16 protein-coding genes, 1 pseudogene and 1 riboswitch are annotated in these 23,152 nt (G+C 50.6%); of the genes and pseudogenes, 9 read left to right on the plus strand and 8 right to left on the minus strand.

All coding sequences use genetic code 11. From position 1 onward, the window contains the following. Positions 1 to 536: 536 nt before the first annotated feature. Positions 537 to 2,156, plus strand: a complete 1,620-nt coding sequence (purH, locus tag DSM2777_RS01665; protein WP_061553014.1) for a bifunctional phosphoribosylaminoimidazolecarboxamide formyltransferase/IMP cyclohydrolase — start codon at positions 537 to 539, stop codon at positions 2,154 to 2,156. Positions 2,157 to 2,224: 68 nt separating this feature from the next. Then, positions 2,225 to 3,508: a phosphoribosylamine--glycine ligase gene (purD, locus tag DSM2777_RS01670; RefSeq protein ID WP_043490386.1), complete on the plus strand. Its 1,284-nt coding sequence runs from the start codon at positions 2,225 to 2,227 to the stop codon at positions 3,506 to 3,508. A 43-nt stretch (positions 3,509 to 3,551) separates the two neighbouring features. Here purD and DSM2777_RS01675 read toward each other — a convergent pair whose 3' ends face one another. The 6 genes from DSM2777_RS01675 to nudC form a co-directional block, all read right to left on the minus strand. Then, positions 3,552 to 4,205, minus strand: a complete 654-nt coding sequence (locus tag DSM2777_RS01675; protein ID WP_237087813.1) for a DUF1481 domain-containing protein — start codon at positions 4,203 to 4,205, stop codon at positions 3,552 to 3,554. Positions 4,206 to 4,283: 78 nt separating this feature from the next. Continuing rightward, positions 4,284 to 4,556: a nucleoid-associated protein HU-alpha gene (gene hupA, locus DSM2777_RS01680; protein WP_025802812.1), complete on the minus strand. Its 273-nt coding sequence runs from the start codon at positions 4,554 to 4,556 to the stop codon at positions 4,284 to 4,286. Between the two features lie 189 nt (positions 4,557 to 4,745). After that, complete coding sequence (locus DSM2777_RS01685; protein WP_004089424.1) at positions 4,746 to 5,336, minus strand: YjaG family protein; 591 nt, start codon at positions 5,334 to 5,336, stop codon at positions 4,746 to 4,748. 80 nt (positions 5,337 to 5,416) lie between these two features. After that, positions 5,417 to 6,100 (minus strand): deoxyribonuclease V, encoded by a 684-nt coding sequence (nfi, locus tag DSM2777_RS01690; protein WP_061553016.1) that lies wholly within the window; start codon positions 6,098 to 6,100, stop codon positions 5,417 to 5,419. A gap of 10 nt (positions 6,101 to 6,110) precedes the next feature. Continuing rightward, positions 6,111 to 7,175 (minus strand): uroporphyrinogen decarboxylase, encoded by a 1,065-nt coding sequence (gene hemE, locus DSM2777_RS01695; RefSeq protein WP_046460064.1) that lies wholly within the window; start codon positions 7,173 to 7,175, stop codon positions 6,111 to 6,113. 41 nt (positions 7,176 to 7,216) lie between these two features. Then, positions 7,217 to 7,996 carry an NAD(+) diphosphatase gene (gene nudC, locus DSM2777_RS01700; RefSeq protein ID WP_025802805.1) on the minus strand — a complete coding sequence of 260 codons (780 nt, stop codon included), beginning with the start codon at positions 7,994 to 7,996 and terminating at the stop codon, positions 7,217 to 7,219. A gap of 78 nt (positions 7,997 to 8,074) precedes the next feature. Between nudC and rsd the strand changes: the two are divergent. The 7 genes and pseudogenes from rsd to thiH all read left to right on the plus strand — a co-directional run bounded on the left by rsd (position 8,075) and on the right by thiH (position 14,357). Beyond that, positions 8,075 to 8,589 (plus strand): annotated as a pseudogene (gene rsd, locus DSM2777_RS01705) (sigma D regulator). Between the two features lie 71 nt (positions 8,590 to 8,660). Further along, positions 8,661 to 8,782, plus strand: a riboswitch (TPP riboswitch). Positions 8,783 to 8,984: 202 nt separating this feature from the next. After that, positions 8,985 to 10,856 carry a phosphomethylpyrimidine synthase ThiC gene (thiC, locus tag DSM2777_RS01710; protein WP_061553017.1) on the plus strand — a complete coding sequence of 624 codons (1,872 nt, stop codon included), beginning with the start codon at positions 8,985 to 8,987 and terminating at the stop codon, positions 10,854 to 10,856. After that, on the plus strand, positions 10,856 to 11,500 hold the full coding sequence (thiE, locus tag DSM2777_RS01715; RefSeq protein ID WP_061553018.1) for a thiamine phosphate synthase: 645 nt from the start codon (positions 10,856 to 10,858) through the stop codon (positions 11,498 to 11,500). The genes thiC and thiE overlap by 1 nt, the downstream gene beginning before the upstream one ends. Continuing rightward, positions 11,493 to 12,245 carry a HesA/MoeB/ThiF family protein gene (locus tag DSM2777_RS01720; protein WP_061553019.1) on the plus strand — a complete coding sequence of 251 codons (753 nt, stop codon included), beginning with the start codon at positions 11,493 to 11,495 and terminating at the stop codon, positions 12,243 to 12,245. Before thiE ends, DSM2777_RS01720 begins: the two co-directional genes overlap by 8 nt. Beyond that, the gene (gene thiS / locus DSM2777_RS01725) at positions 12,242 to 12,442 is read left to right on the plus strand and encodes a sulfur carrier protein ThiS (protein ID WP_061553020.1); all 201 of its coding nucleotides are present in this window, start codon (positions 12,242 to 12,244) and stop codon (positions 12,440 to 12,442) included. Before DSM2777_RS01720 ends, thiS begins: the two co-directional genes overlap by 4 nt. Position 12,443: 1 nt before the next feature. Then, complete coding sequence (locus tag DSM2777_RS01730) at positions 12,444 to 13,223, plus strand: thiazole synthase (protein WP_061553021.1); 780 nt, start codon at positions 12,444 to 12,446, stop codon at positions 13,221 to 13,223. Between the two features lie 3 nt (positions 13,224 to 13,226). Next, a complete protein-coding gene (gene thiH, locus DSM2777_RS01735) occupies positions 13,227 to 14,357 on the plus strand; it encodes a 2-iminoacetate synthase ThiH (RefSeq protein WP_061553022.1) in 1,131 nt (376 codons plus the stop codon). Positions 14,358 to 14,630: 273 nt separating this feature from the next. Here the strand turns inward: thiH and rpoC are convergent, their stop codons facing one another. Continuing rightward, positions 14,631 to 18,851: a DNA-directed RNA polymerase subunit beta' gene (gene rpoC / locus DSM2777_RS01740; RefSeq protein ID WP_061553023.1), complete on the minus strand. Its 4,221-nt coding sequence runs from the start codon at positions 18,849 to 18,851 to the stop codon at positions 14,631 to 14,633. A 142-nt stretch (positions 18,852 to 18,993) separates the two neighbouring features. After that, positions 18,994 to 23,022, minus strand: coding sequence for a DNA-directed RNA polymerase subunit beta (rpoB, locus tag DSM2777_RS01745; RefSeq protein WP_061553024.1), 4,029 nt, complete (start codon positions 23,020 to 23,022; stop codon positions 18,994 to 18,996). Positions 23,023 to 23,152 lie beyond the last annotated feature (130 nt).

A 23,152-nucleotide genomic window follows, 5' to 3' on the forward strand; every position in this document is an offset into this window, starting at 1 on the left:
CAAGACTTTAATATTTTATCGTCCGAGGACGTTAGATATTGTCTTGTGAGTGCCCACACAGATTGTCTGATAAATTGTTAAAGAGCAGTGAGTTAGGAGACTAAGCTTGCTAACTCGAGGTGGCGTATAATACGCTTTCCTCTTTCAGAGTCAACCCTAAATTTCAGGATTTTTTCTCTTGCGATTTCTTATCGAAACCGCCGATACGGTGTGAAGTGATTCACATGTTCCGTGTCGATGGAGGCGCATTATAGGGAGTTCTCGCGGGCTGACAACCCTTAATTTCCATTAAATTGATCGTTTGCTGCATTCCACAGCAAAACCCCGCCTTATACCCTTTTGTGCACAAACTTATCCACAGAACGATATTGATGATAAATTTGACGAGCATCACGCAAACGTTTTCGTTACAATCTGGATGCGCTAAAATCTTTCGACCTCTTCCAACGAAGGGGCGTTATTTGAATAAAACGGGCATACCGTATTCACATAACGCTCTTTATATTGCGATTCCATAGCCGAGGGATATAACTACCATGCATTCCAGTTCACAAAACACGAGCTCAGCTTCCGCTTACCGTCCGATTCGCCGTGCGCTACTCAGCGTATCTGATAAAGCCGGTATTGTTGAGTTTGCTCAGGCGCTCAGTTCGCGTGGCGTTGAGCTGCTTTCAACCGGCGGCACTGCCCGCCTGTTAGCGGAAGCAGGTTTACCCGTGACCGAGGTTTCTGATTACACCGGATTCCCCGAAATGATGGATGGGCGAGTGAAGACTTTGCATCCTAAGGTGCATGGCGGAATTCTTGGTCGTCGCGGCCAAGACGATGACATTATGTCTCACCACGATATTAAGCCTATCGATATGGTTGTTGTGAATCTTTATCCCTTCGCTCAAACCGTAGCTCGCCCAGATTGCTCTTTAGCCGACGCCGTTGAGAATATCGATATCGGTGGACCAACCATGGTGCGCTCGGCAGCCAAGAATCATAAAGACGTTGCGATTGTGGTGAACAATAGTGACTTCGATGCCATCATTAATGAGATGGATAGCAATGAGGGTTCTTTAACCCACGCGACGCGTTTCGATTTAGCCATTAAGGCATTCGAGCACACAGCTGCCTACGATGGCATGATCGCGAATTACTTTGGAACGATGGTTCCTCCTTATTATGGCAATACCGAAGAACCTTCTGGCCGCTTCCCTCGCACGCTGAATCTTAGCTATATAAAGAAACAAGATATGCGTTACGGAGAAAACAGCCATCAGGATGCTGCCTTCTATATAGAAGAGAATGTGAGTGAAGCCTCTGTTGCTACCGCCAATCAGCTTCAGGGCAAAGCGCTTTCTTACAACAACATTGCTGATACCGATGCAGCGTTGGAGTGTGTGAAAGAGTTTAGTGAACCTGCTTGTGTAATCGTGAAGCACGCTAACCCGTGTGGCGTTGCCGTTGGTGGTTCTATTTTAGATGCCTACGAGCGCGCTTATAAAACTGACCCAACCTCTGCTTTTGGCGGCATCATTGCCTTTAACCGTGAGCTCGACGCCGAAACCGCTCAGGCGATTATTAGTCGTCAGTTTGTCGAAGTCATCATTGCCCCACACATCAGCGAACCTGCGCTTGAGCTGCTGGCAGCCAAACAAAACGTGCGTGTCTTAGCCTGTGGCGAATGGAATGCTCGCCAAAATGGATTGGATTTCAAACGTGTTAACGGCGGCTTACTGGTTCAGGACCGCGATTTAGGCATGGTCAAAGAATCTGACCTGCGCGTCGTCACCACTCGCCAACCAACCGAACAGGAAATGCGTGATGCCCTGTTCTGCTGGAAAGTGGCCAAGTTTGTGAAATCCAACGCTATCGTTTATGCCCAAGACAAAATGACCATCGGCATTGGTGCTGGCCAAATGAGCCGTGTGTACTCTGCTAAAATCGCCGGAATCAAAGCCGCTGATGAAGGATTAGAAGTAGCGGGTTCCGTGATGGCATCAGATGCGTTCTTCCCATTCCGCGACGGTATTGATGCTGCTGCATCCGTCGGCATCACCTGCGTTATTCAGCCAGGGGGTTCCATTCGTGATGATGAAGTCATCGCCGCTGCGAATGAGCACGGGATCGCCATGATCTTCACGGATATGCGTCATTTCCGTCATTAATCTTTTTTATCTTTATTAATCTCTTCTGTTTTTCGTGCGCCTGCGGGCGCACCTTTTGAGGTGAGCGCATGAATATCCTGATTATCGGTAACGGCGGCCGTGAGCACGCACTAGCATGGAAAGCGGCTCAATCGCCGTTAGCAGATAAAGTCTACGTAGCCCCAGGTAATGCGGGAACTGCGCTGGAACCAGCCCTAGAAAACGTCGATATCTCAGCAACCGATATCAACGCGCTTTTGGCATTTGCCCAAAGCCATGATATTGGTCTAACGATTGTTGGCCCTGAAGCACCGCTGGTGATTGGCGTCGTGGATGCGTTCCAAGCAGCAGGGCTGAAAATTTTCGGCCCATCACAGGCAGCGGCTCAGTTAGAAGGCTCAAAAGCCTTTACCAAAGATTTCTTAGCTCGTCATCGTATTCCCACAGCCCAGTACCGTAACTTTACCGACGTCGAACCCGCTATTAGCTATATCCGTAGCCAAGGCGCTCCTATCGTTATCAAGGCAGACGGTCTGGCCGCGGGTAAAGGCGTGATTGTTGCGATGACGCTCGAAGAAGCCGAAGCCGCAGTTCACGATATGTTGGCTGGCAACGCATTCGGTGACGCAGGCCATCGCATCGTCGTTGAAGAGTTTCTCGACGGCGAAGAAGCGAGCTTTATCGTCATGGTTGACGGAAAGAACGTGCTACCAATGGCAACCAGCCAAGATCATAAACGAGTCGGCGATGGCGACACAGGGCCAAATACCGGCGGCATGGGTGCATATTCACCGGCACCGGTGGTCACCGATGAAATCCACCAGCGCGTTATGGATGAGGTGATCTGGCCAACGGTGCACGGCATGGCGAAAGAGGGTAACCCGTACTCTGGTTTTCTTTACGCAGGCCTGATGATTTCAGCCCAAGGCGAGCCAAAAGTTATCGAATTTAACTGTCGATTTGGCGACCCTGAAACTCAGCCTATCATGCTACGCATGAAATCAGACTTGGTAGAGCTTTGCCTAGCCGGTGCTGAAGGTAAATTAAACGAGAAAGAGTCACTGTGGGATGAACGTGACGCGCTAGGCGTCGTGATCGCTGCGGGCGGATATCCTGGAGATTATCGTACCGGTGATGTCATTCATGGCCTGCCGTCGGTTTCAGCAGAGGGCGAGAAAGTTTTCCATGCTGGCACCCAAATGCAGGGCAACGATGTGGTAACTCATGGCGGGCGCGTATTGTGCGTCACTGCTTTAGGACATGGAATCGAGCAAGCACAGAAAAATGCATATCAGCTCGCAAAACAGGTCGGCTGGAAAGAGAGTTTCTATCGTCAGGATATTGGCTATCGGGCTATCGGGCGCGGTCGTTAATAATCCCCAGACCGAGGATCATTGCGGTGGTTCTCAGTTTTCTTTACAGCGTATCTACCGTCGGTTCCCAACTGCAAAAATCTTCATTGGCGGCCAGCAATAACTGGCGGCCTTCTGGCGCATCAAGCCATGCGATCCCGAGAGGCTGAGACGAATGTGCGGCTCGGCTTTCGATCCAATTCAGCTGCCGCGCTTCTAGCTTCAGAGATTGAGTTTCCCCTGCGCAGCTCGTGAACTGACCATTCTGCCAACGGCCTTGGATAAGGTGAACTTTACCGACCCTCAGTGCTTCTGATATTTCAACCATATGGCGAGACTGGTATTGGCTGCGAGCTATGTCGTCAGACGTGAGTAGCTGCCGCTGATTGCCAATCTGGCGCTGCATAAAGCTGATTTCGCCCTTCTCATCTAAACGAAGCTCAAGAACATTTTGCTCATTGCCCTGCACGGTTTGCCGTACTAGGTTCAATTTGCCATCTTGATAGGCGTAGTAGCTGATTACCGTGCCTTTCCCTGCGAGAGGGCTATAGACACTCATAATGGTCTGAGGCTGATGCTGAGGATCGTCTTTACGCCAAATGCGCATCATGCCTTGATCGGCAATATAGCCAGTTGCCGTAAAGCGAGGGGACGTGTTTTGCGTACTGCAACCAGAAAGCGTCGCAGAAAGCCCTGCCGCGATCAGTAATGCCGCCACAGGCTTACAGATGAACAAAAGGGGCGTCAACGCCCCCCTGTTTACTTCTTTCACAAACAGGCTGTGAATCACGCGGTCTTATTTAACTGCGTCTTTCAGAGCTTTACCAGAAACGAACGCTGGTACGTTTGCTGCTGCAATTTTGATTTCCATACCAGTCTGCGGGTTGCGGCCAGTGCGCTCGTTACGATGATTCACCTTAAAAGTACCGAAACCAACCAATTGTACTGCATCACCGTCTTTCAGAGACTCGGTAATCGCTGCCAGAGTAGATTCCAGAGCTGCCTTAGCCTGAGTTTTAGACAGGTCAGCTTTTTCCGCGATTACATCAATCAGTTGAGTCTTGTTCATAAGTTATCCTTACAGTGTGTTTATCGTTTGCAAAGCATCGAGTGCGACGGATATGCCGATTGACAGCACTCTCCTGCATACACGCACCGATAGCCACTTTTTTTACGCCCCCCAAATGTAGAACAACCGGGGTACGAATGTGAAGCCTTAAGGGACGACAAATCAGGTGTTAAATCACGTTTTGCCGTCTTATTGCGCTAAATTTACACCGATATTACTGACACCTGCCTCACGCAGGTCAGATCTTAATCCTTTGATGAGCTCTAAATCGCGCTCCTCGCATTCCACGAGCAGGCGGAAAATCTCCCATTGGATGTCTAACTCATCTTGCATTGCCGGTAATTCTTTCAACTCTTCATCGGTCATTTCACGACCGGCCTGAGTCATTTCCAGCATGCCGACGGTACGCAGTGATGTTTCACTGACCGTAATCGCATGTTCTAGCATCTCACCGCTTAAACGGGAGTGCACAGCTTCACCCAACGCAATACAAGCGTCAATCGCAGGGTAAACACCGTAAATATCATAGTCGTCAGCTGACGGAATTGCCTCTTCCAGTTTTTCTAACTGGTTGTCGAAATTCACTTTAGCGTCTTTTACCGTCAATGTTTCCCAAATCAGATCCAGAATTCGGCGGTAAACCATAGGATCGCCAAATCCGGTTTGCAGGCAAAATGCCTGATAGTTTGGGTACATACGTTCACACAAACTGGCGATGAACGTAAGGTGTTGCCAGCTTTCCAGCTTTTCTAGCCGTTTGTGAATCGGGTTACGCAGCATGCTAAGTCTCTTAGAGAAAAGTAAGTCTCTGAAAAATAATTCCGGCGCAGTGTAACTGAAAAATCAAGAGATCCCTATATCTACACGCGATTATCAGAATCTTGGAGTAACCAGCGTTGAAAAGCTGGTCGATTAGAGGCGATAGCGTCCGCCCAGCGCGTTGGTTCAGGTAAGCGGTAGCCCAGCATACAGCTTTGAATAAAAGATAAAGCCGTAGGCAAACTGACGCGATGCCCCGTTGATATAAACAGCGGGTTACAGCGTGCTTTGCTACGCCAAACCCAACCAATTTGCTCTTGTTTGTCATTCAGCGGCTGCAAGGCACCTGCGGCGTCATCTAAAGGGGCAAACTGGCCGCACAGGCGGCTTTTAGCAACGCCGATAGTGGGAACATCTGCGAGCAAGCCAAAATGGCTGGCAACGCCTAAGCGACGCGGATGCGCAATTCCCTGCCCATCGACCACCACCAGCTGTGGCCGGTGTTGCAGCATACCCCACGCTTTGAGCAGCGCAGGATATTCACGAAACGAAAGAAAACCAGGAATATACGGCATTTGGGTTTCGATACGTGCTATCTGGTATTCCACCAGCTCAAGAGAGGGATAACGTAAAACCGCGATAGCCGCACGCGTGACGTCTCCCCCTTGTTCAAAACCCACATCAGCACCGGCGATAAGCGTCGGTTGTTCAAACCCGAGATCGTCGACACGAACAATCTGGCTCGCCTTTTCCATCTGCTCTTCGCGCAGTGCCTGCATATCCATGCTTTAAGTCCTATCGATGATACTTAGCTGAAAGCCGATGGACAGCCTCAACAAAGGTTCCTGCATTCTCTGGTGGTACATCCTGATGGATACCGTGACCAAGATTGAATACGTGCCCAGTGCCCTCTCCGAAACCTTCGAGGATAGTCGAGACTTCCTGCTCAATTCGAGCCGCAGGCGCATACAGCATGGAAGGATCCATATTGCCTTGCAACGCAACTTTGTCACCTACACGGCGACGAGCATCGGCGATGTCCGTGCTCCAATCCAAGCCTAGCGCATCACAGCCGGTTTCAGCCATAGCTTCCAGCCACTGGCCACCACCTTTGGTGAATAACGTCACAGGAACACGACGACCGTCATTTTCACGGATCAGCCCATCAACGATTTTATGCATGTAGTTCAGCGAGAACAGGCGATAGTCACGGCCTGTCAGCACGCCACCCCATGTATCAAAAATCATGACTGACTGAGCGCCAGCGCGGATCTGTGCATTGAGGTACAAAATCACGCTATCGGCCAGTTTATCCAGCAGCAGATGCAGCGTGGCTGGCTCGGCATACATCATCTTTTTAATTTTGGTGAAAGCTTTGCTACTACCGCCTTCCACCATATAGGTCGCGAGCGTCCACGGACTTCCAGAGAAGCCAATCAGAGGAACCTGTCCATCCAGATTTTTACGGATGGTGCGTACCGCATTCATCACATACCCCAGTTCATCTTCAGGGTCGGGAACGGGCAGCTTTTCCACATCGGCTTTACAGGTAATTGGTGATGAGAAACGAGGGCCTTCACCCGTTTCAAAATAGAGCCCAAGCCCCATCGCATCAGGAATAGTCAAAATGTCTGAAAACAGAATTGCCGCATCTAGCGCATAACGGCGCAGCGGTTGAAGTGTGACTTCACAGGCTAACTCAGCATTTTTGCACAAAGACATAAAATCACCGGCCTGAGCACGGGTGGCTTTATATTCTGGCAAATAACGTCCGGCCTGACGCATCATCCATACCGGTGTTATGTCTACAGGCTGGCGCAATAGTGCGCGCAGGTAGCGGTCGTTCTTCAGTTCAGTCATCCTTTGGCTCCCTAAATAATCTCATCGCATTGTAGCATGCGTTATTCGCCTTCTGTGTCTTCTCGACAAAGTGCCACGGTATCTTCGATTAAACGCCGCGCTACAGTGCCTGCTGGCGGCAGCTGAGGTAGATTGTCATAGCGATACCAGCCCGCATTCAATAACTCTTTTGGATCGTGCTGAAGTTCGCCGCCTGCATAATCAGCCATGAAGGCTACCATCAGTGAGTGCGGGAACGGCCATGGCTGGGAGGCAACGTAGCGCAGGTTTTTAATTTGAACGCGGCTCTCTTCCATAATTTCACGCGCAGCGGCCTGCTCAAGCGTTTCGCCCACCTCAACGAATCCTGCCAATACGGTATGTATACCGTTCCGATGACGTTTATGCTGCGCCAAAAGGATTTCATCGCCACGACGGATAGCCACGATAATGCACGGCGCAATTTGCGGATAATAACGCTGGCGGCAGTTCGGGCACATACTTGCCCACTCTGAACGGCTGGAGTACATCTCATGTCCGCAATAACCGCAAAACGTATGCGAACGGAAAAACTCGGCCAGTTGTACACCACGGCCAACGAGCTGGAAAAGGCCGCGATCAACGTCAATCAGTTGGCGAACAGACACCATATCTTGCCGACGTGCTTCCTCTATCAACCACATGGGATGCCCTTCCCACTCGCCAATTTGGTGCGCCGATTTAGTGCTGAGTTGCCATTGCAGGGCAGAACCAAAAGGCAGATCGCCACGGGGTAGCCAGACCTTACCTTCATGGCTAATCACCCACCAGCCGGTGTCATCATCTTTTAACTGTTGTTCCATATCTTTGACATTAAACCTCTGCTAATCTGGCATTCGATTGTTGCTAATTTGTAACATTTACCTCATGGAGTTGAATATATGCTCAACCGTCTCGAACATCTGACTCAACGCGTAGGTGGTAGTAATGAATTAATCGACCAATGGTTGCAAGCCCGCAAGCAACTACTCGTGGCCTATTGTGCACTGGTTGGTATTAAACCAAATAAAGAAAAGCATACCCCGCTCAATGAAAAAGCGCTGGAGAACTTCTGCCACAATCTGGTTGATTATCTCTCCGCCGGTCATTTCCATGTTTACGATCGTATCGTAGAGCTGGTTGGCGGCGATGACAGTCCACACATGGCAGTAACAAAAAAATCTATCCTGCGTTACACGATAATACCAAGCTAATTATGGCGTTCCACGATCGCTTTACCGATGACGAACTGAGCGAAGAAGAGTGTTTAGCTCTCCATGACGCACTTTCGCACATTGGGGAAACGCTAGCTGCCCGCTTTGCCTTAGAAGACAACCTGATTCAAATCGCCTATGACATCTGGCAGGCCAATGCGCCCGCTGCGGATAATGATGATTCATTGGCGCGCCCTGCATAACATCTGAAAGTAGCATAGACATTACAGCTTAGTTAACAGCTTGCAGTTTTGTGCTCCCGCTCCTACACTGGGCACTCTTGTCGGAGTGCCTAGTGAGCGGGATCCTTTCCCACTTCAGGCTGAGACCGTTAATTCGGGATCCGCGGAACCTGATCGGGTTAATACCCGCGAAGGGAACAAGAGTAATCCTTTGCACCCACCAGCATTTATCTATCGCTGATGGGGTGCCTGCTATCTATTACTCCCTCCGAGCTCCAGACAAGCAATTCTCCAACTTGATTTTTAATCATTGTTAAACCAGAACACTGGTAGGAATTTGCTATGTCTATGAATAAAAAGAGACCACCCAAGCCCCACTTTCTCGTCGTGAACAACGCGCACAGGCTCAGGCCTTTATCGATCATCTACGCGGTGAAGCCTATCCTAACTCTCAGCGCATCTACCTCACCAGTTCGCGTGAGGACATTCGCGTGCCGATGCGCGAGATCCAGCTTAGTCCAACGCTGCTTGGCGGCAGCAAAGATAACCCACAGTATGAACCCAACGAGCCAATTCCGGTTTACGATACCGCAGGCCCCTATGGCGATCCCGATGCCGATTTAGACGTGCGCAATGGCCTGAAGCCGCTGCGCCATCCATGGATTGCCGAGCGAGGTGATACCGAGTTGCTGGATCAACTGAGCTCCGCCTATACCCAACAGCGCTTAGCCGATGACGGGCTCGATCATTTACGCTTCGACAACCTGCCACAGCCACGTCGCGCCAAAACCGGCAAGTGTGTAACGCAGCTTCATTACGCACGTCAGGGGATCATCACGCCAGAAATGGAATTCATCGCTATCCGTGAAAACATGGGCCGCGAGCGTATTCGCGGCGATGTACTGCGTCAGCAACATCCTGGGCAGAATTTTGGCGCGCTGCTGCCAAAAGATATCACGGCCGAATTTGTCCGCAGTGAAGTGGCCGCTGGACGCGCCATTATCCCTTCCAATATCAATCACCCCGAATCAGAGCCGATGATTATTGGGCGTAATTTCTTGGTGAAGGTTAATGCGAATATCGGTAACTCCGCCGTGACCTCTTCGATTGAAGAAGAAGTGGAAAAGCTGGTTTGGTCGACTCGTTGGGGCGCTGATACCGTTATGGATTTGTCCACTGGCCGCTATATTCACGAAACGCGAGAGTGGATTTTACGCAACAGCCCAGTGCCAATCGGCACCGTTCCGATCTATCAAGCATTGGAAAAAGTGAACGGAATTGCAGAAAACCTCAACTGGGAAATCTTCCGCGATACGCTGCTAGAGCAGGCAGAGCAAGGCGTTGACTATTTTACTATTCACGCCGGTGTGCTGTTACGCTACGTTCCAATGACGGCCAAACGCCTCACCGGGATCGTCTCCCGTGGCGGTTCGATTATGGCCAAATGGTGCCTTTCACATCATAAAGAAAACTTCCTTTTTGAGCGCTTCCGTGACATTTGCCAAATCTGTGCGGCCTATGATGTCGCGCTCTCATTGGGTGATGGGCTGCGTCCGGGCTCGATCCAAGATGCTAACGATGAAGCTCAGTTTGCAGAACTCCATACGCTCGGCGAACTCACCAAAATTGCGTGGGAATATGATGTTCAGGTCATGATCGAAGGCCCAGGACATGTGCCAATGCAGATGATCCACCGCAACATGACCGAAGAGCTAGAGCACTGCCACGAAGCACCGTTTTATACATTGGGGCCACTGACAACGGATATTGCTCCGGGTTATGACCATTTCACTTCTGGGATCGGCGCCGCCATGATTGGCTGGTTCGGTTGTGCCATGCTCTGCTATGTCACTCCCAAAGAGCACTTGGGATTACCCAACAAAGAAGACGTCAAACAAGGCCTTATCACTTACAAGATCGCAGCCCATGCCGCCGATCTTGCTAAAGGGCATCCGGGCGCTCAGATCCGCGATAACGCCATGTCAAAAGCCCGCTTTGAATTCCGTTGGGAAGATCAGTTCAATCTGGCGCTCGATCCCCATACGGCAAGAACCTATCACGACGAAACGCTGCCGCAAGAATCGGGCAAAGTGGCACATTTTTGCTCCATGTGTGGGCCAAAATTCTGCTCAATGAAGATCTCTCAGGAAGTGCGTGACTATGCCGCAAAACAGGAAGAGTTAGCTCAACCGGTTGAAGTGGGTATGGCACAGATGTCTGAAGCTTTTCGAGCAAAAGGTGGCGAGATCTATCACACCACCAGCAACCTACAAACGGAGAAAAGCTAATGGCTCAATTAACCTTCCCAGCGACCGAACAGCGCCTTGGGCTTTATCCCGTCGTCGATAGCGTTAAATGGATTGAGCGCCTGCTCAAAGCAGGCGTTAGGACGATTCAACTGCGAATCAAAGATCAACCTGAACAGGTGGTAGAATCTGATGTCGCTCACGCCATTGCCTTAGGCCGACACTACCAGGCACGTTTATTTATTAATGATTATTGGCAGCTCGCCATTAAACATCGTGCTTACGGCGTCCACCTAGGCCAAGAAGATCTGGATATCGCCGATCTTCAAGCGATCAGCAACGCGCAGCTTCGTCTAGGACTTTCCACACATGACGATGCGGAAATGGATCGTGCTCTGTCTTATCGCCCCTCATATATCGCATTAGGCCATATATTCCCCACCCAAACCAAGGTGATGCCGTCTGCGCCACAGGGACTTATCGATCTCAAGCGGCAGGTTGCTCGTATTCCCGATTACTCCACCGTCGCCATCGGCGGGATCAGTATCGATCGCGTTCCCGCCGTGCTGGAATGTGGCGTCGGCAGCATTGCCGTAGTAAGCGCCATTACGCAGGCACCGGACTGGCTGGCCGCTACCGACACTTTGCTACAGCTCATAGAGAATCGGAGAGCCAACGATGCTTAGCGATCACGATTTTATGCGCTATAGCCGCCAGCTGCTGCTCGAAGAAATTGGCTCTCAGGGGCAGGAAAATCTCAGCGCTGCTAGCGTTTTAATTGTTGGATTGGGTGGATTAGGCGCTCCAGCAGCGATGTATTTGGCGGCCGCGGGCGTTGGTAAGATCCTACTTGCCGACGACGATCGTCTGCATATCAGCAATCTCCAGCGTCAGATCCTATATACCACCCGCGATCTTGATCAATCCAAAGCAGAAACGGCGAAGCAACGCCTACAGGATCTGAATCCTCAGGTGGAGTTCATCACCCTATCTGAACGCTTAGCCGGTAATGCTCTTAGAGAAGCGGTGGCACAGGTCGATTTAATTCTCGACTGTAGCGACAACATGCCCACACGTCAGGCGATAAATTCCGCCTGTGTGTCCCAAAACAAACCGTTGATCAGCGGCAGTGCCGTGGGATTTGGCGGGCAACTGATGGTCATTGAACCGCCGTTTGCACAGGGCTGTTATCGATGCCTATGGCCAGATGACCTAGAGCCTCAGCGTAATTGCCGTAATGCTGGCGTACTTGGTCCGGTGGTTGGTGTGATCGGCACGCTACAAGCGCTAGAGGCTATCAAGATGCTCGCCGGTATGCCTTCTGCTTTGGCCGGAAAACTGCGGCTATTCGATGGACGCCAGCAAAGCTGGCGTACTTTTAGCCTGAAACGCGCTCCTGCCTGCCCAGTATGCGGAGCACATAGCGTATGAAGATCACCGTCAACGATGAAAAAATAACGCTCGATACTCCTACCAGCGTCGAGGATTTACTGACACAACTAGGCCGACACCAGCAAGGCACCGCGCTGGCGCTTAATCAAACGATTCTCCCTCGCGAGCTCTGGGCAACACAACAGCTTGCCGACGGAGATGACGTTGTGGTGTTCCAAGCTATTGCTGGAGGTTGAGATGTTACAGATTGCAGATAAAACGTTTTCTTCACGCCTTTTCACCGGAACCGGAAAGTTTTCTTCGGCGGCAAAAATGCTCGCGGCCCTGAATGAGTCTGGCTCTCAGCTCATTACCATGGCAATGAAACGCGTTGATCTTAAAAGTGGCAACGATGCCATTCTTGCTCCACTGCGTCAGCTTAATGCCAACCTGCTACCCAATACTTCTGGAGCAAAAACTGCCGAAGAGGCCGTATTTGCAGCTAAACTGGCTCGCGAGGCACTGGGAACTCACTGGGTGAAGCTTGAAATTCATCCCGACGTTCGCTACCTGCTGCCAGATCCGATAGAAACCCTCAAAGCGGCAGAAATATTAGTGAAAGCAGGTTTTGTCGTTCTACCGTATTGCGGCGCCGATCCTGTTTTATGCAAACGTTTAGAAGAAGTAGGCTGTTCCGCCGTCATGCCGCTTGGCGCACCAATTGGCTCTAATCAGGGAATTATTACCCGAGAGTTTTTACAAATCATTATTGAGCAAGCGAAGGTGCCAGTGGTGGTCGATGCTGGGATCGGCGCCCCTAGCCATGCCAGCGCGGCGATGGAACTGGGCGCGGACGCTGTTTTGGTTAACACTGCTATCGCTGTTGCTCGTGACCCCGTGGCGATGGCAAAAGCTTTTAGGCTCGCCGTTGAGGCTGGCAGGATTGCCTATCAAAGCGGTTTAGGTTCTCCAAGCCAGCAAGCCAATGCCACCAGCCCACTGACGGGATTTTTGCACTCTTCGAAACAGGAGGTTTAGATTGTGGAAACCTTCACACAACGCTGGCAGCAGCTGAATTGGGATGATATTGGGCTAAGAATCAACGGCAAAACTAGTGCCGATGTTGAACGTGCATTAATAGCTGCACGCCCCGATCGTGAAGATATGTTGGCTCTGCTTTCACCGGCGGCGGCTGGCTATCTCGAACCCATGGCGCACAAAGCACAGCAGCTTACGCGCCAGCGCTTCGGCAACACGGTAGGCTTTTACGTTCCACTTTATCTTTCAAATCTATGCGCTAACGATTGCACCTATTGTGGTTTCTCCATGAGCAACCGCCTTAAGCGCAAAACGCTGGATGAGATTGAGATAGAACGTGAATGTGAAGCCATTCGTGCAATGGGGTTTGACAGTCTTTTGTTAGTCACCGGTGAGCATCAGGCAAAAGTCGGGATGGATTATTTCCGCCAACATTTACCTAAAATCCGGCGTCATTTCAGTTCGTTAATGATGGAAGTTCAGCCGTTAGCACAGGAAGAATACGCGGAGCTCAAAACGCTAGGGTTAGACGGAGTGATGGTTTATCAAGAAACCTATCATCCCTCGGTCTATGCCCAACATCACTTAAAAGGAAATAAGCAGGATTTCTTTTGGCGACTTGAAACTCCCGATCGTTTAGGCAAAGCGGGGATCGACAAGATCGGCATAGGCGCACTGATTGGGTTATCAGACAATTGGCGAACCGACTGTTTTATGGTTGCAGAGCATTTAACGTGGCTTCAGCAAACTTATTGGCAGAGCCGATACTCCATTTCGTTCCCACGCTTACGCCCCTGCACCGGTGGTATCGAACCGGCATCAATTATGGATGAAGCACAGCTGGTGCAAACCATTTGTGCATTTCGTATTTTTGCCCCCGAGATTGAGCTCTCCCTCTCCACGCGCGAATCACCTGAATTCAGGGATAACGTCGTGCCATTGGCCATCAACAACGTCAGCGCATTCTCAAAAACCCAACCCGGGGGCTATGCCGATAATCATCCAGAACTTGAGCAGTTCACCCCACACGATGGACGAACGCCCGCGCAGGTAGCAGCATCACTCGTTTCATCAGGGCTACAGCCGGTATGGAAAGATTGGGACGGATATTTGGGAAGAACGCCGCAGGTTTAAAGGCAAGACTGTAACAAAAGGCGTTTATCAATAGCGTGTATTCCAGTTTAAAAAACATCGGGTAGCAATAGAAAATAGACGGCATAAAGTGCATCTACTGATGCAACCTAAGCATTAGTCAGAGCTCATTCATCCCTCTAAGCTCTGCTGACCAAAACAGGCAAGCCGAGTCTCCGAAGCTCGGTTTGCCTGCCTCTTCTAAAGATATTTTCTAAATTTCAGGCATAAAAAAACCGCTCCGAAGAGCGGTTTTTATTAGGCACGAATCAACGATTACTCGTCGTCGCCACGCATGCTTGCGTTCAGCAGCTCTGCCAAGTTAGCAGTTGCTTCTTCCGCACTCACCTGTGGAGCAACAGGAGCTTCGCCCTGAGCTTTACGGCGAGCACGATCCTGATGATAAGCGTAACCAGTACCGGCTGGGATCAGACGACCCACGATTACGTTTTCTTTCAGGCCGCGCAGTTCATCACGCTTACCAGCAACGGCAGCTTCAGTCAGAACGCGAGTTGTTTCCTGGAACGAAGCCGCAGAGATGAAGGACTCAGTCGCCAGAGAAGCTTTGGTGATACCCAGCAGGTCACGGCTGTATGTTGCCGCAATCTTGCCGTTCGCTTCCAACTCACGGTTCGCGATTTTAACGCGAGAGAACTCAACCTGTTCGCCTTCCAGGAACTCAGAGCTACCAGCGCTATCGATGGTTGCTTTACGCAGCATCTGACGCACGATGACTTCGATGTGTTTATCGTTAATCTTAACGCCTTGCAGACGGTAAACGTCCTGCACTTCGTTGGTGATGTAACGAGTCACAGCATGAACGCCACGCAGACGCAGAATGTCATGCGGAGATTCTGGACCATCGGAAACCACGTCACCACGTTCTACACGTTCGCCTTCGAACACGTTCAGCCGACGCCATTTCGGAATCATCTCTTCGTACGGTTCGCTACCATCCAGCGGAGTAATTACCAGACGACGTTTACCTTTGGTTTCTTTACCGAAGGAAATGACACCCGTAATTTCTGCCAAGATCGCAGGTTCTTTCGGACGACGTGCTTCGAACAGGTCAGCAACGCGTGGCAGACCACCGGTAATATCCTTGGTACCGCCGGATTCCTGAGGAATACGTGCCAAGGTGTCACCCGCATGGATCTGAGTACCATCTTCCAACTGAACGATCGCTTTACCTGGCAGGAAGTATTGAGCAGCCATATCGGTGCCTGGGATCAATACATCGTCGCCTTTAGCGTCAACGATTTTCAGTGCTGGACGCAGATCTTTACCGCTACCGGTACGCTCTGCAGAATCCAGAACAACCAGAGAAGACAAACCGGTCAGTTCGTCGGTCTGGCGGGTAATGGTCTGAGTATCGATGATGTCAGTGAAACGGATGAAACCGCTAACTTCTGAAACAACCGGCATGGTATGCGGGTCCCAGTTAGCTACAGTTTCGCCGCCGTTGACTTCAGCGCCATCGCCTTTAGCCATAACAGAGCCGTAAGGCACTTTATAGCTTTCTTTAGTACGACCGAATTCGTCGATCAGTTTCAGCTCGGTATTACGAGAGGTAATAACCAGCTTCTTATCGCTATTCAGAACGAACTTAGCGTTGTTCAGTTTCAGATGACCTTTGTTTTTCACCTGAATGCTGGACTCTGCTGCCGCACGAGATGCCGCACCACCGATGTGGAACGTACGCATCGTCAGCTGTGTACCAGGTTCACCGATGGACTGTGCCGCGATAACCCCGATTGCCTCACCCTTGTTGATGATGTGGCCACGAGCCAAGTCACGACCGTAGCAGTGTGCACACACACCGAAGTCGGTTTCACAGCTAACAACGGAACGAACCTTGATGATGTCAACGGAGTGTTCTTCTAACAGATCACACCATTTTTCATTCAGCAGGGTGTTACGTGGAACCAGAATATCTGCGGTGCCTGGCTTCAGAACTTCTTCAGCCGTTACACGACCCAATACGCGATCGCGCAGTGGCTCTTTAACGTCACCACCTTCGATAACCGAAGTCATCACGATGCCGTTGTGGGTACCACAGTCATCTTCGATAACGACCAAGTCTTGCGCTACGTCTACCAGACGACGAGTCAGGTAACCGGAGTTCGCAGTTTTCAGTGCGGTATCCGCCAAGCCTTTACGAGCACCGTGAGTAGAGATGAAGTACTGGAGTACGTTCAGACCTTCACGGAAGTTCGCGGTGATTGGCGTTTCGATGATGGAGCCATCTGGCTTAGCCATCAGACCACGCATACCGGCCAGCTGACGAATCTGCGCAGCAGAACCACGAGCACCGGAGTCGGCCATCATAAAGATACTGTTGAAGGAAACCTGACGCTCTTCTTCACCCTTACTGTTAATAACCAGCTCGGTAGACAGGTTTTCCATCATCGCTTTAGCAACACGTTCGTTGGCCGCAGCCCAAATATCGATGACTTTGTTGTAACGTTCGCCCGCTGTAACCAGACCAGACTGGAACTGTTCCTGAATCTCAGCAACTTCTGCTTCGGCTTCAGAAATGATTTCCACTTTTTTCTCTGGAATAACCATATCATCGATACCAACGGAAGCACCTGAACGCGCAGCGTAGGCAAAACCGGTGTGCATGATTTGGTCAGCAAAGATAACGGTCGGTTTCAAGCCCAGGATGCGGTAACAGGTGTTCAGCATCTTGGAGATCGCTTTTTTACCCAGCGGCTGGTTAACAATGCTGTATGGCAGGCCCTGAGGCACAATCATCCACAGAATCGCACGACCAACGGTGGTGTCGATCAAACCGGTACTTGTTACCCACTCGCCTTCTGCATTTTTCTCGGTTTGCGTAATACGCACTTTAACGCGAGCGTGCAGAGAAGCCAGACCAGCGCGATAAATACGCTCTGCTTCTTTAGGGCCACTCAGAACCATGCCTTCGCCTTTAGCGTTAACACAGTCACGAGTCATGTAATACAGACCCAATACAACGTCCTGAGAAGGAACGATGATTGGCTCGCCGTTCGCAGGTGACAGGATGTTGTTGGTAGACATCATCAACGCACGCGCTTCCAGCTGGGCTTCCAGCGTCAACGGTACGTGAACAGCCATCTGGTCACCATCGAAGTCGGCGTTATATGCCGCACAAACCAGCGGGTGAAGCTGAATAGCTTTACCTTCGATCAGTAACGGTTCAAATGCCTGGATACCCAAACGGTGCAGTGTTGGTGCACGGTTCAGCATCACTGGGTGTTCGCGGATAACTTCGTCCAGGATATCCCAAACGACAGCTTCTTCACGCTCAACCATTTTCTTCGCAGCTTTAATGGTGGTAGCAAGACCACGCAATTCCAGCTTGCCGTAGATGAACGGCTTGAACAGCTCTAACGCCATTTTTTTAGGCAGACCGCACTGATGCAGACGCAGGTATGGACCTACGGTGATTACAGAACGACCGGAGTAGTCAACACGTTTACCCAACAGGTTCTGACGGAAACGACCCTGCTTACCTTTGATCATATCGGCCAAAGATTTCAGAGGACGTTTGTTTGAACCGGTGATCGCACGGCCGCGACGACCGTTATCCAACAGGGCGTCAACCGCTTCCTGAAGCATACGTTTTTCGTTGCGTACGATAATGTCCGGCGCAGCCAGATCCAGCAGACGTTTCAGACGGTTGTTACGGTTAATGACGCGACGATACAGATCGTTCAGGTCAGAAGTCGCAAAACGACCGCCGTCCAGCGGTACCAATGGGCGCAGATCTGGCGGCAGAACCGGCAGAACGGTCAGGATCATCCACTCTGGTTTGTTACCAGACTGAACGAACGCTTCCAGCAGCTTGATACGCTTGGTCAGCTTTTTACGTTTGGTTTCGGAGTTGGTTTCGTTCAACTCTTCGCGCAGCTGTTCGCATTCCGCTTCCAGATCCATGTTTTTCAACAGACCTTGGATAGCTTCAGCACCCATCTTCGCGTCGAATTCGTCACCGAACTCTTCCAGAGCGTCCAGATACTGCTCTTCAGTCAGGATCTGACGACGTTCCAGATTGGTCATGCCGCCTTCAACAACGACATAAGACTCAAAATACAGAACGCGTTCGATATCACGCAGCGGCATGTCTAACAGCAAGCCGATACGGGATGGCAGTGATTTTAGGAACCAGATATGTGCAGTCGGAGAAGCCAGTTCGATATGGCCCATACGCTCACGACGTACTTTAGTCTGAGTAACTTCAACACCACATTTTTCGCAGATAACACCGCGGTGTTTCAAACGCTTGTACTTGCCGCACAGGCATTCGTAATCTTTTACCGGCCCAAAGATACGGGCGCAGAAAAGGCCGTCACGTTCTGGTTTGAACGTACGGTAGTTAATGGTTTCCGGCTTCTTAACTTCGCCGAAAGACCAAGAACGGATCATGTCTGGCGAGGCCAGAGCAATTTTGATCGCGTCAAACTCTTCGGTCTTAGTTTGAGCTTTCAGAAACTTCAGTAAGTCTTTCACGGATTGGCTCCTGTCGGAGTTAGACCTGTTGGGCATTCGGATACCACCCAAATGCCCCTGTGACCAGTGCAACCACTGACTAAGCGCCCCGCTTTCACAGGGCGCTTAGCGGCTGGTGTTACTTGCAATTCGAATGAACGAATTACTCGTCTTCCAGCTCAATGTTAATACCGAGCGAGCGGATTTCTTTCAACAATACGTTGAAGGATTCCGGCATGCCTGGTTCCATACGGTGGTCGCCATCCACGATGTTTTTGTACATCTTGGTACGGCCGTTTACATCGTCGGACTTGACGGTCAGCATTTCCTGCAGCGTGTAGGCAGCGCCATACGCTTCCAGTGCCCATACTTCCATCTCACCGAAGCGCTGACCACCGAACTGAGCTTTACCACCCAGCGGCTGCTGAGTAACCAAGCTGTAAGAACCGGTAGAACGCGCATGCATTTTGTCATCAACCAAGTGGTTCAGTTTCAGCATATACATGTAGCCGACAGTAACCTGACGCTCGAACTGCTCGCCGGTACGGCCATCAAACAGCGTGATCTGACCAGAGGTAGGAATGCCACCTAATGTCAGAAGCTCTTTGATTTCTTTCTCTTTCGCACCATCGAAGACTGGTGTTGCGATTGGCAGACCTTTTTTCAGGTTCTCAGCCAGACGCATAACTTCGTCATCGGTGAAGGTGTTCAGATCAACGGTCTGACGCGTGTTATCGCCCAGATCGTAGGCTTTCTGAATGAACTCACGCAGCTTGGCCACTTCCTGCTGCTGCTTCAGCATGGCGTTAATTTTCTCACCAATACCTTTTGCAGCCATACCCAAGTGGGTTTCCAGGATCTGACCGATGTTCATACGTGATGGTACGCCCAGCGGGTTCAGTACGATGTCTACAGGAGTACCGTTTTCATCGTAAGGCATATCTTCGATCGGGTTGATCTTAGAGATAACACCTTTGTTACCGTGGCGGCCTGCCATCTTGTCACCAGGCTGGATCTGACGTTTAACAGCCAGATAAACCTTAACAATTTTCAGTACGCCTGGAGCCAGATCGTCGCCCTGAGTGATCTTACGACGCTTAGCATCCAGTTTCTTCTCGAAATCAGATTTCAGTTCGTCGTACTGCTCAGCCAACTGCTCGAGCTGGTTCTGTTTAGCTTCATCAGCCAGACCCAGTTCTAACCAGCGGTCGCGTGGCAGCTTAGCCAATTTCTCAGCTTCAACACCACCAGATACCAGCACATCATGGATACGGGCAAACAAGCCAGCTTCCAAGATCTGCAGTTCTTCAGTCAGGTCTTTCTTAGCCTGCTTCAGCTGCATCTCTTCGATTTCAAGCGCACGTTTGTCTTTTTCTACGCCGTCGCGAGTAAAGACCTGTACGTCGATAACGGTACCAGAAACGCTGTTTGGAACGCGCAGAGAAGAATCTTTAACATCAGATGCTTTCTCACCGAAGATAGCGCGCAGTAGTTTCTCTTCTGGAGTCAGCTGAGTTTCGCCTTTAGGCGTTACTTTACCAACCAGAATGTCACCACCTTTCACTTCTGCACCAATATAAACGATACCGGATTCATCCAGTTTAGAGAGCGCAGCTTCACCCACGTTAGGGATGTCAGCGGTGATCTCTTCAGGCCCCAGTTTGGTGTCACGAGACACACAAGCCAGTTCCTGGATGTGGATAGAAGTGAAGCGGTCTTCCTGTACAACACGCTCAGACACCAAGATGGAGTCTTCGAAGTTGTAACCGTTCCATGGCATGAATGCCACGCGCATGTTCTGGCCCAGAGCCAATTCACCCAGATCGGTAGACGGGCCGTCAGCCAGCACGTCGCCACGTTCAATTGGTTCGCCCAGATTGACACACGGCATCTGGCTGATGCAGGTGTTCTGGTTAGAACGGGTGTATTTGGTCAGGTTGTAAATATCAATGCCTGCTTCGCCTGGGTACATCTCATCTTCGTTAACTTTGATAACGATACGAGAAGCATCCACGTACTGGATCACACCACCACGTTTAGCAACAGCGGTAACACCGGAGTCAACGGCTACAGCACGTTCCATACCGGTACCAACCAGCGGCTTATCAGCACGCAGAGTTGGAACGGCCTGACGTTGCATGTTCGCACCCATCAATGCACGGTTGGCGTCATCGTGTTCCAAGAACGGGATCAGGGAAGCACCGACAGAAACCACCTGCTGGGTGGAAACGTCCATGTAGTCAACCTGATCGCGACTGAACAAGCTTGATTCGCCTTTGCTACGGCAAGTAACCAGATCTTCTACAAAGCGGCCTTCGTCGTCCAAGTTGGAGTTCGCCTGAGCGATGACGTAGTTGCCTTCTTCGATAGCAGACAGGTAATGAATCTCATCAGTTACAATTCCATCACGAACGCGGCGGTATGGAGTTTCCAAGAAGCCGTATTCGTTAGTCTGTGCATAAACAGACAGGGAGTTGATCAGACCGATGTTTGGACCTTCAGGCGTTTCGATTGGACATACACGACCGTAGTGAGTCGGATGAACGTCTCGAACTTCAAAGCCTGCGCGCTCACGAGTCAAACCACCTGGGCCCAACGCGGAGATACGACGCTTATGCGTAATTTCTGACAGCGGGTTGTTTTGGTCCATGAACTGAGACAGCTGGCTGGAACCAAAGAACTCTTTAACGGCCGCAGAAATTGGCTTGGCGTTGATCATGTCCCGAGGCATCAGCATATCGAGGTCGCCCAAAGACAGACGCTCTTTAACTGCACGCTCAACACGTACCAGACCTACACGGAACTGGTTCTCAGCCATTTCGCCCACGGAACGGATACGGCGGTTACCCAAGTGGTCGATATCGTCCACTTCGCCTTTACCGTTACGGATATCGATGAGTTTACGCATCACTTCAATGATGTCGTCTTTGCTCAGGATACCGGAGCCTTCAATCTCTTCACGCAGCAGAGAACGGTTGAACTTCATACGACCAACCGCAGATAGATCATAGCGGTCTTCGGAGAAGAACAGGTTCTCGAACAGATTTTCAGCTGCTTCGCGTGTTGGTGGCTCACCAGGACGCATCATGCGATAGATTTCAACCAGCGCGCTTAAGCGGTCGCTAGTTGGATCGACGCGAATGGTCTCAGAAATATAAGCACCGTGATCCAAGTCGTTGGTGAACAGCGTTTCGATACGCTTGTAACCCGCTTGGCTCAGCTTAGCCAGCAGATCCAGTGACAGCTCCATGTTGGCTGCACAGATCAGCTCACCGGTATTTTCGTCGATGAAATCTTTAGCGACGACTTTACCAGCAATGTACTCAACTGGAACTTCGATCAGCGTAATGCCGTCTTTTTCCAATTGGCGAATGTGGCGTGCGGTAATACGGCGGCCTTTTTCAACATAGACCTTGCCGTCAGCTTCGATATCGAAGGACGCAGTTTCGCCACGCAGACGTTCTGGAACCAGCTCCATCTGCAGTTTATTGTCACGAATCTCGAAGACAACTTTGTCGAAGAACAGGTCAAGGATCTGTTCAGTCGTAAAGTTCAATGCACGCAGAATAATGGTCGCAGGCAATTTACGGCGACGGTCAATACGCACAAAGAGGTTGTCTTTCGGATCGAATTCGAAATCTAACCATGAACCACGGTAAGGGATGATACGTGCGTTATACAGCACTTTACCCGATGAATGGGTTTTACCCTTATCGCTGTCAAAGAACACGCCTGGGCTACGGTGTAACTGAGATACGATTACGCGCTCAGTACCGTTGATAACGAAAGTACCGTTATCAGTCATGAGTGGAATTTCACCCATGTAGACTTCTTGTTCTTTGATGTCTTTAACGGTGCCTTCCGGCGCCTCACGCTCGTAAATTACCAGACGCAGTTTAACGCGCAGCGGAGCGGAGTAAGTTACGCCACGGATCTGGCATTCTTTAACATCGAATACCGGCTCACCGAGACGATAGCTGACATACTGCAGCTCGGAATTACCACTGTAACTCTGGATTGGGAATACGGAACGGAATGCTGCTTCCAGGCCGTGTTGCCCTTCCGGATCTTGCTCGATAAATTTCTGGAACGAGTCAAGCTGGATAGAAAGGAGATAAGGTATGTCCAAAACTTGTGGACGCTTACCAAAATCCTTACGAATACGTTTTTTCTCGGTATAGGAGTAAACCATAGGGTTCCTCAGCTCGCTGATCAGTGACCCACTCTGTCCGTCCTAGTAGGACAGTTCATGCAACACCATTTTGTGACCGAAAGGCAGAAACACCTTTCGCAATACTTGTTTCTATCACTCTTAAACCATT

It is taken from the genome of Obesumbacterium proteus (genome assembly GCF_001586165.1).
Lineage (GTDB): Bacteria > Pseudomonadota > Gammaproteobacteria > Enterobacterales > Enterobacteriaceae > Hafnia > Hafnia protea.

Coding starts and splice junctions, on each gene's coding strand:
- nfi (WP_061553016.1), bottom strand. CDS start 6,100: ATGGATATGCAGGCACTGCGCGAAGAGCAGATGGAAAAGGCGAGCCAG.
- hupA (WP_025802812.1), bottom strand. CDS start 4,556: ATGAACAAGACTCAACTGATTGATGTAATCGCGGAAAAAGCTGACCTG.
- DSM2777_RS01685 (WP_004089424.1), bottom strand. CDS start 5,336: ATGCTGCGTAACCCGATTCACAAACGGCTAGAAAAGCTGGAAAGCTGG.
- DSM2777_RS01720 (WP_061553019.1), top strand. CDS start 11,493: ATGCTTAGCGATCACGATTTTATGCGCTATAGCCGCCAGCTGCTGCTC.
- thiE (WP_061553018.1), top strand. CDS start 10,856: ATGGCTCAATTAACCTTCCCAGCGACCGAACAGCGCCTTGGGCTTTAT.
- hemE (WP_046460064.1), bottom strand. CDS start 7,175: ATGACTGAACTGAAGAACGACCGCTACCTGCGCGCACTATTGCGCCAG.
- thiS (WP_061553020.1), top strand. CDS start 12,242: ATGAAGATCACCGTCAACGATGAAAAAATAACGCTCGATACTCCTACC.
- purD (WP_043490386.1), top strand. CDS start 2,225: ATGAATATCCTGATTATCGGTAACGGCGGCCGTGAGCACGCACTAGCA.
- purH (WP_061553014.1), top strand. CDS start 537: ATGCATTCCAGTTCACAAAACACGAGCTCAGCTTCCGCTTACCGTCCG.
- nudC (WP_025802805.1), bottom strand. CDS start 7,996: ATGGAACAACAGTTAAAAGATGATGACACCGGCTGGTGGGTGATTAGC.
- rpoB (WP_061553024.1), bottom strand. CDS start 23,022: ATGGTTTACTCCTATACCGAGAAAAAACGTATTCGTAAGGATTTTGGT.
- DSM2777_RS01730 (WP_061553021.1), top strand. CDS start 12,444: ATGTTACAGATTGCAGATAAAACGTTTTCTTCACGCCTTTTCACCGGA.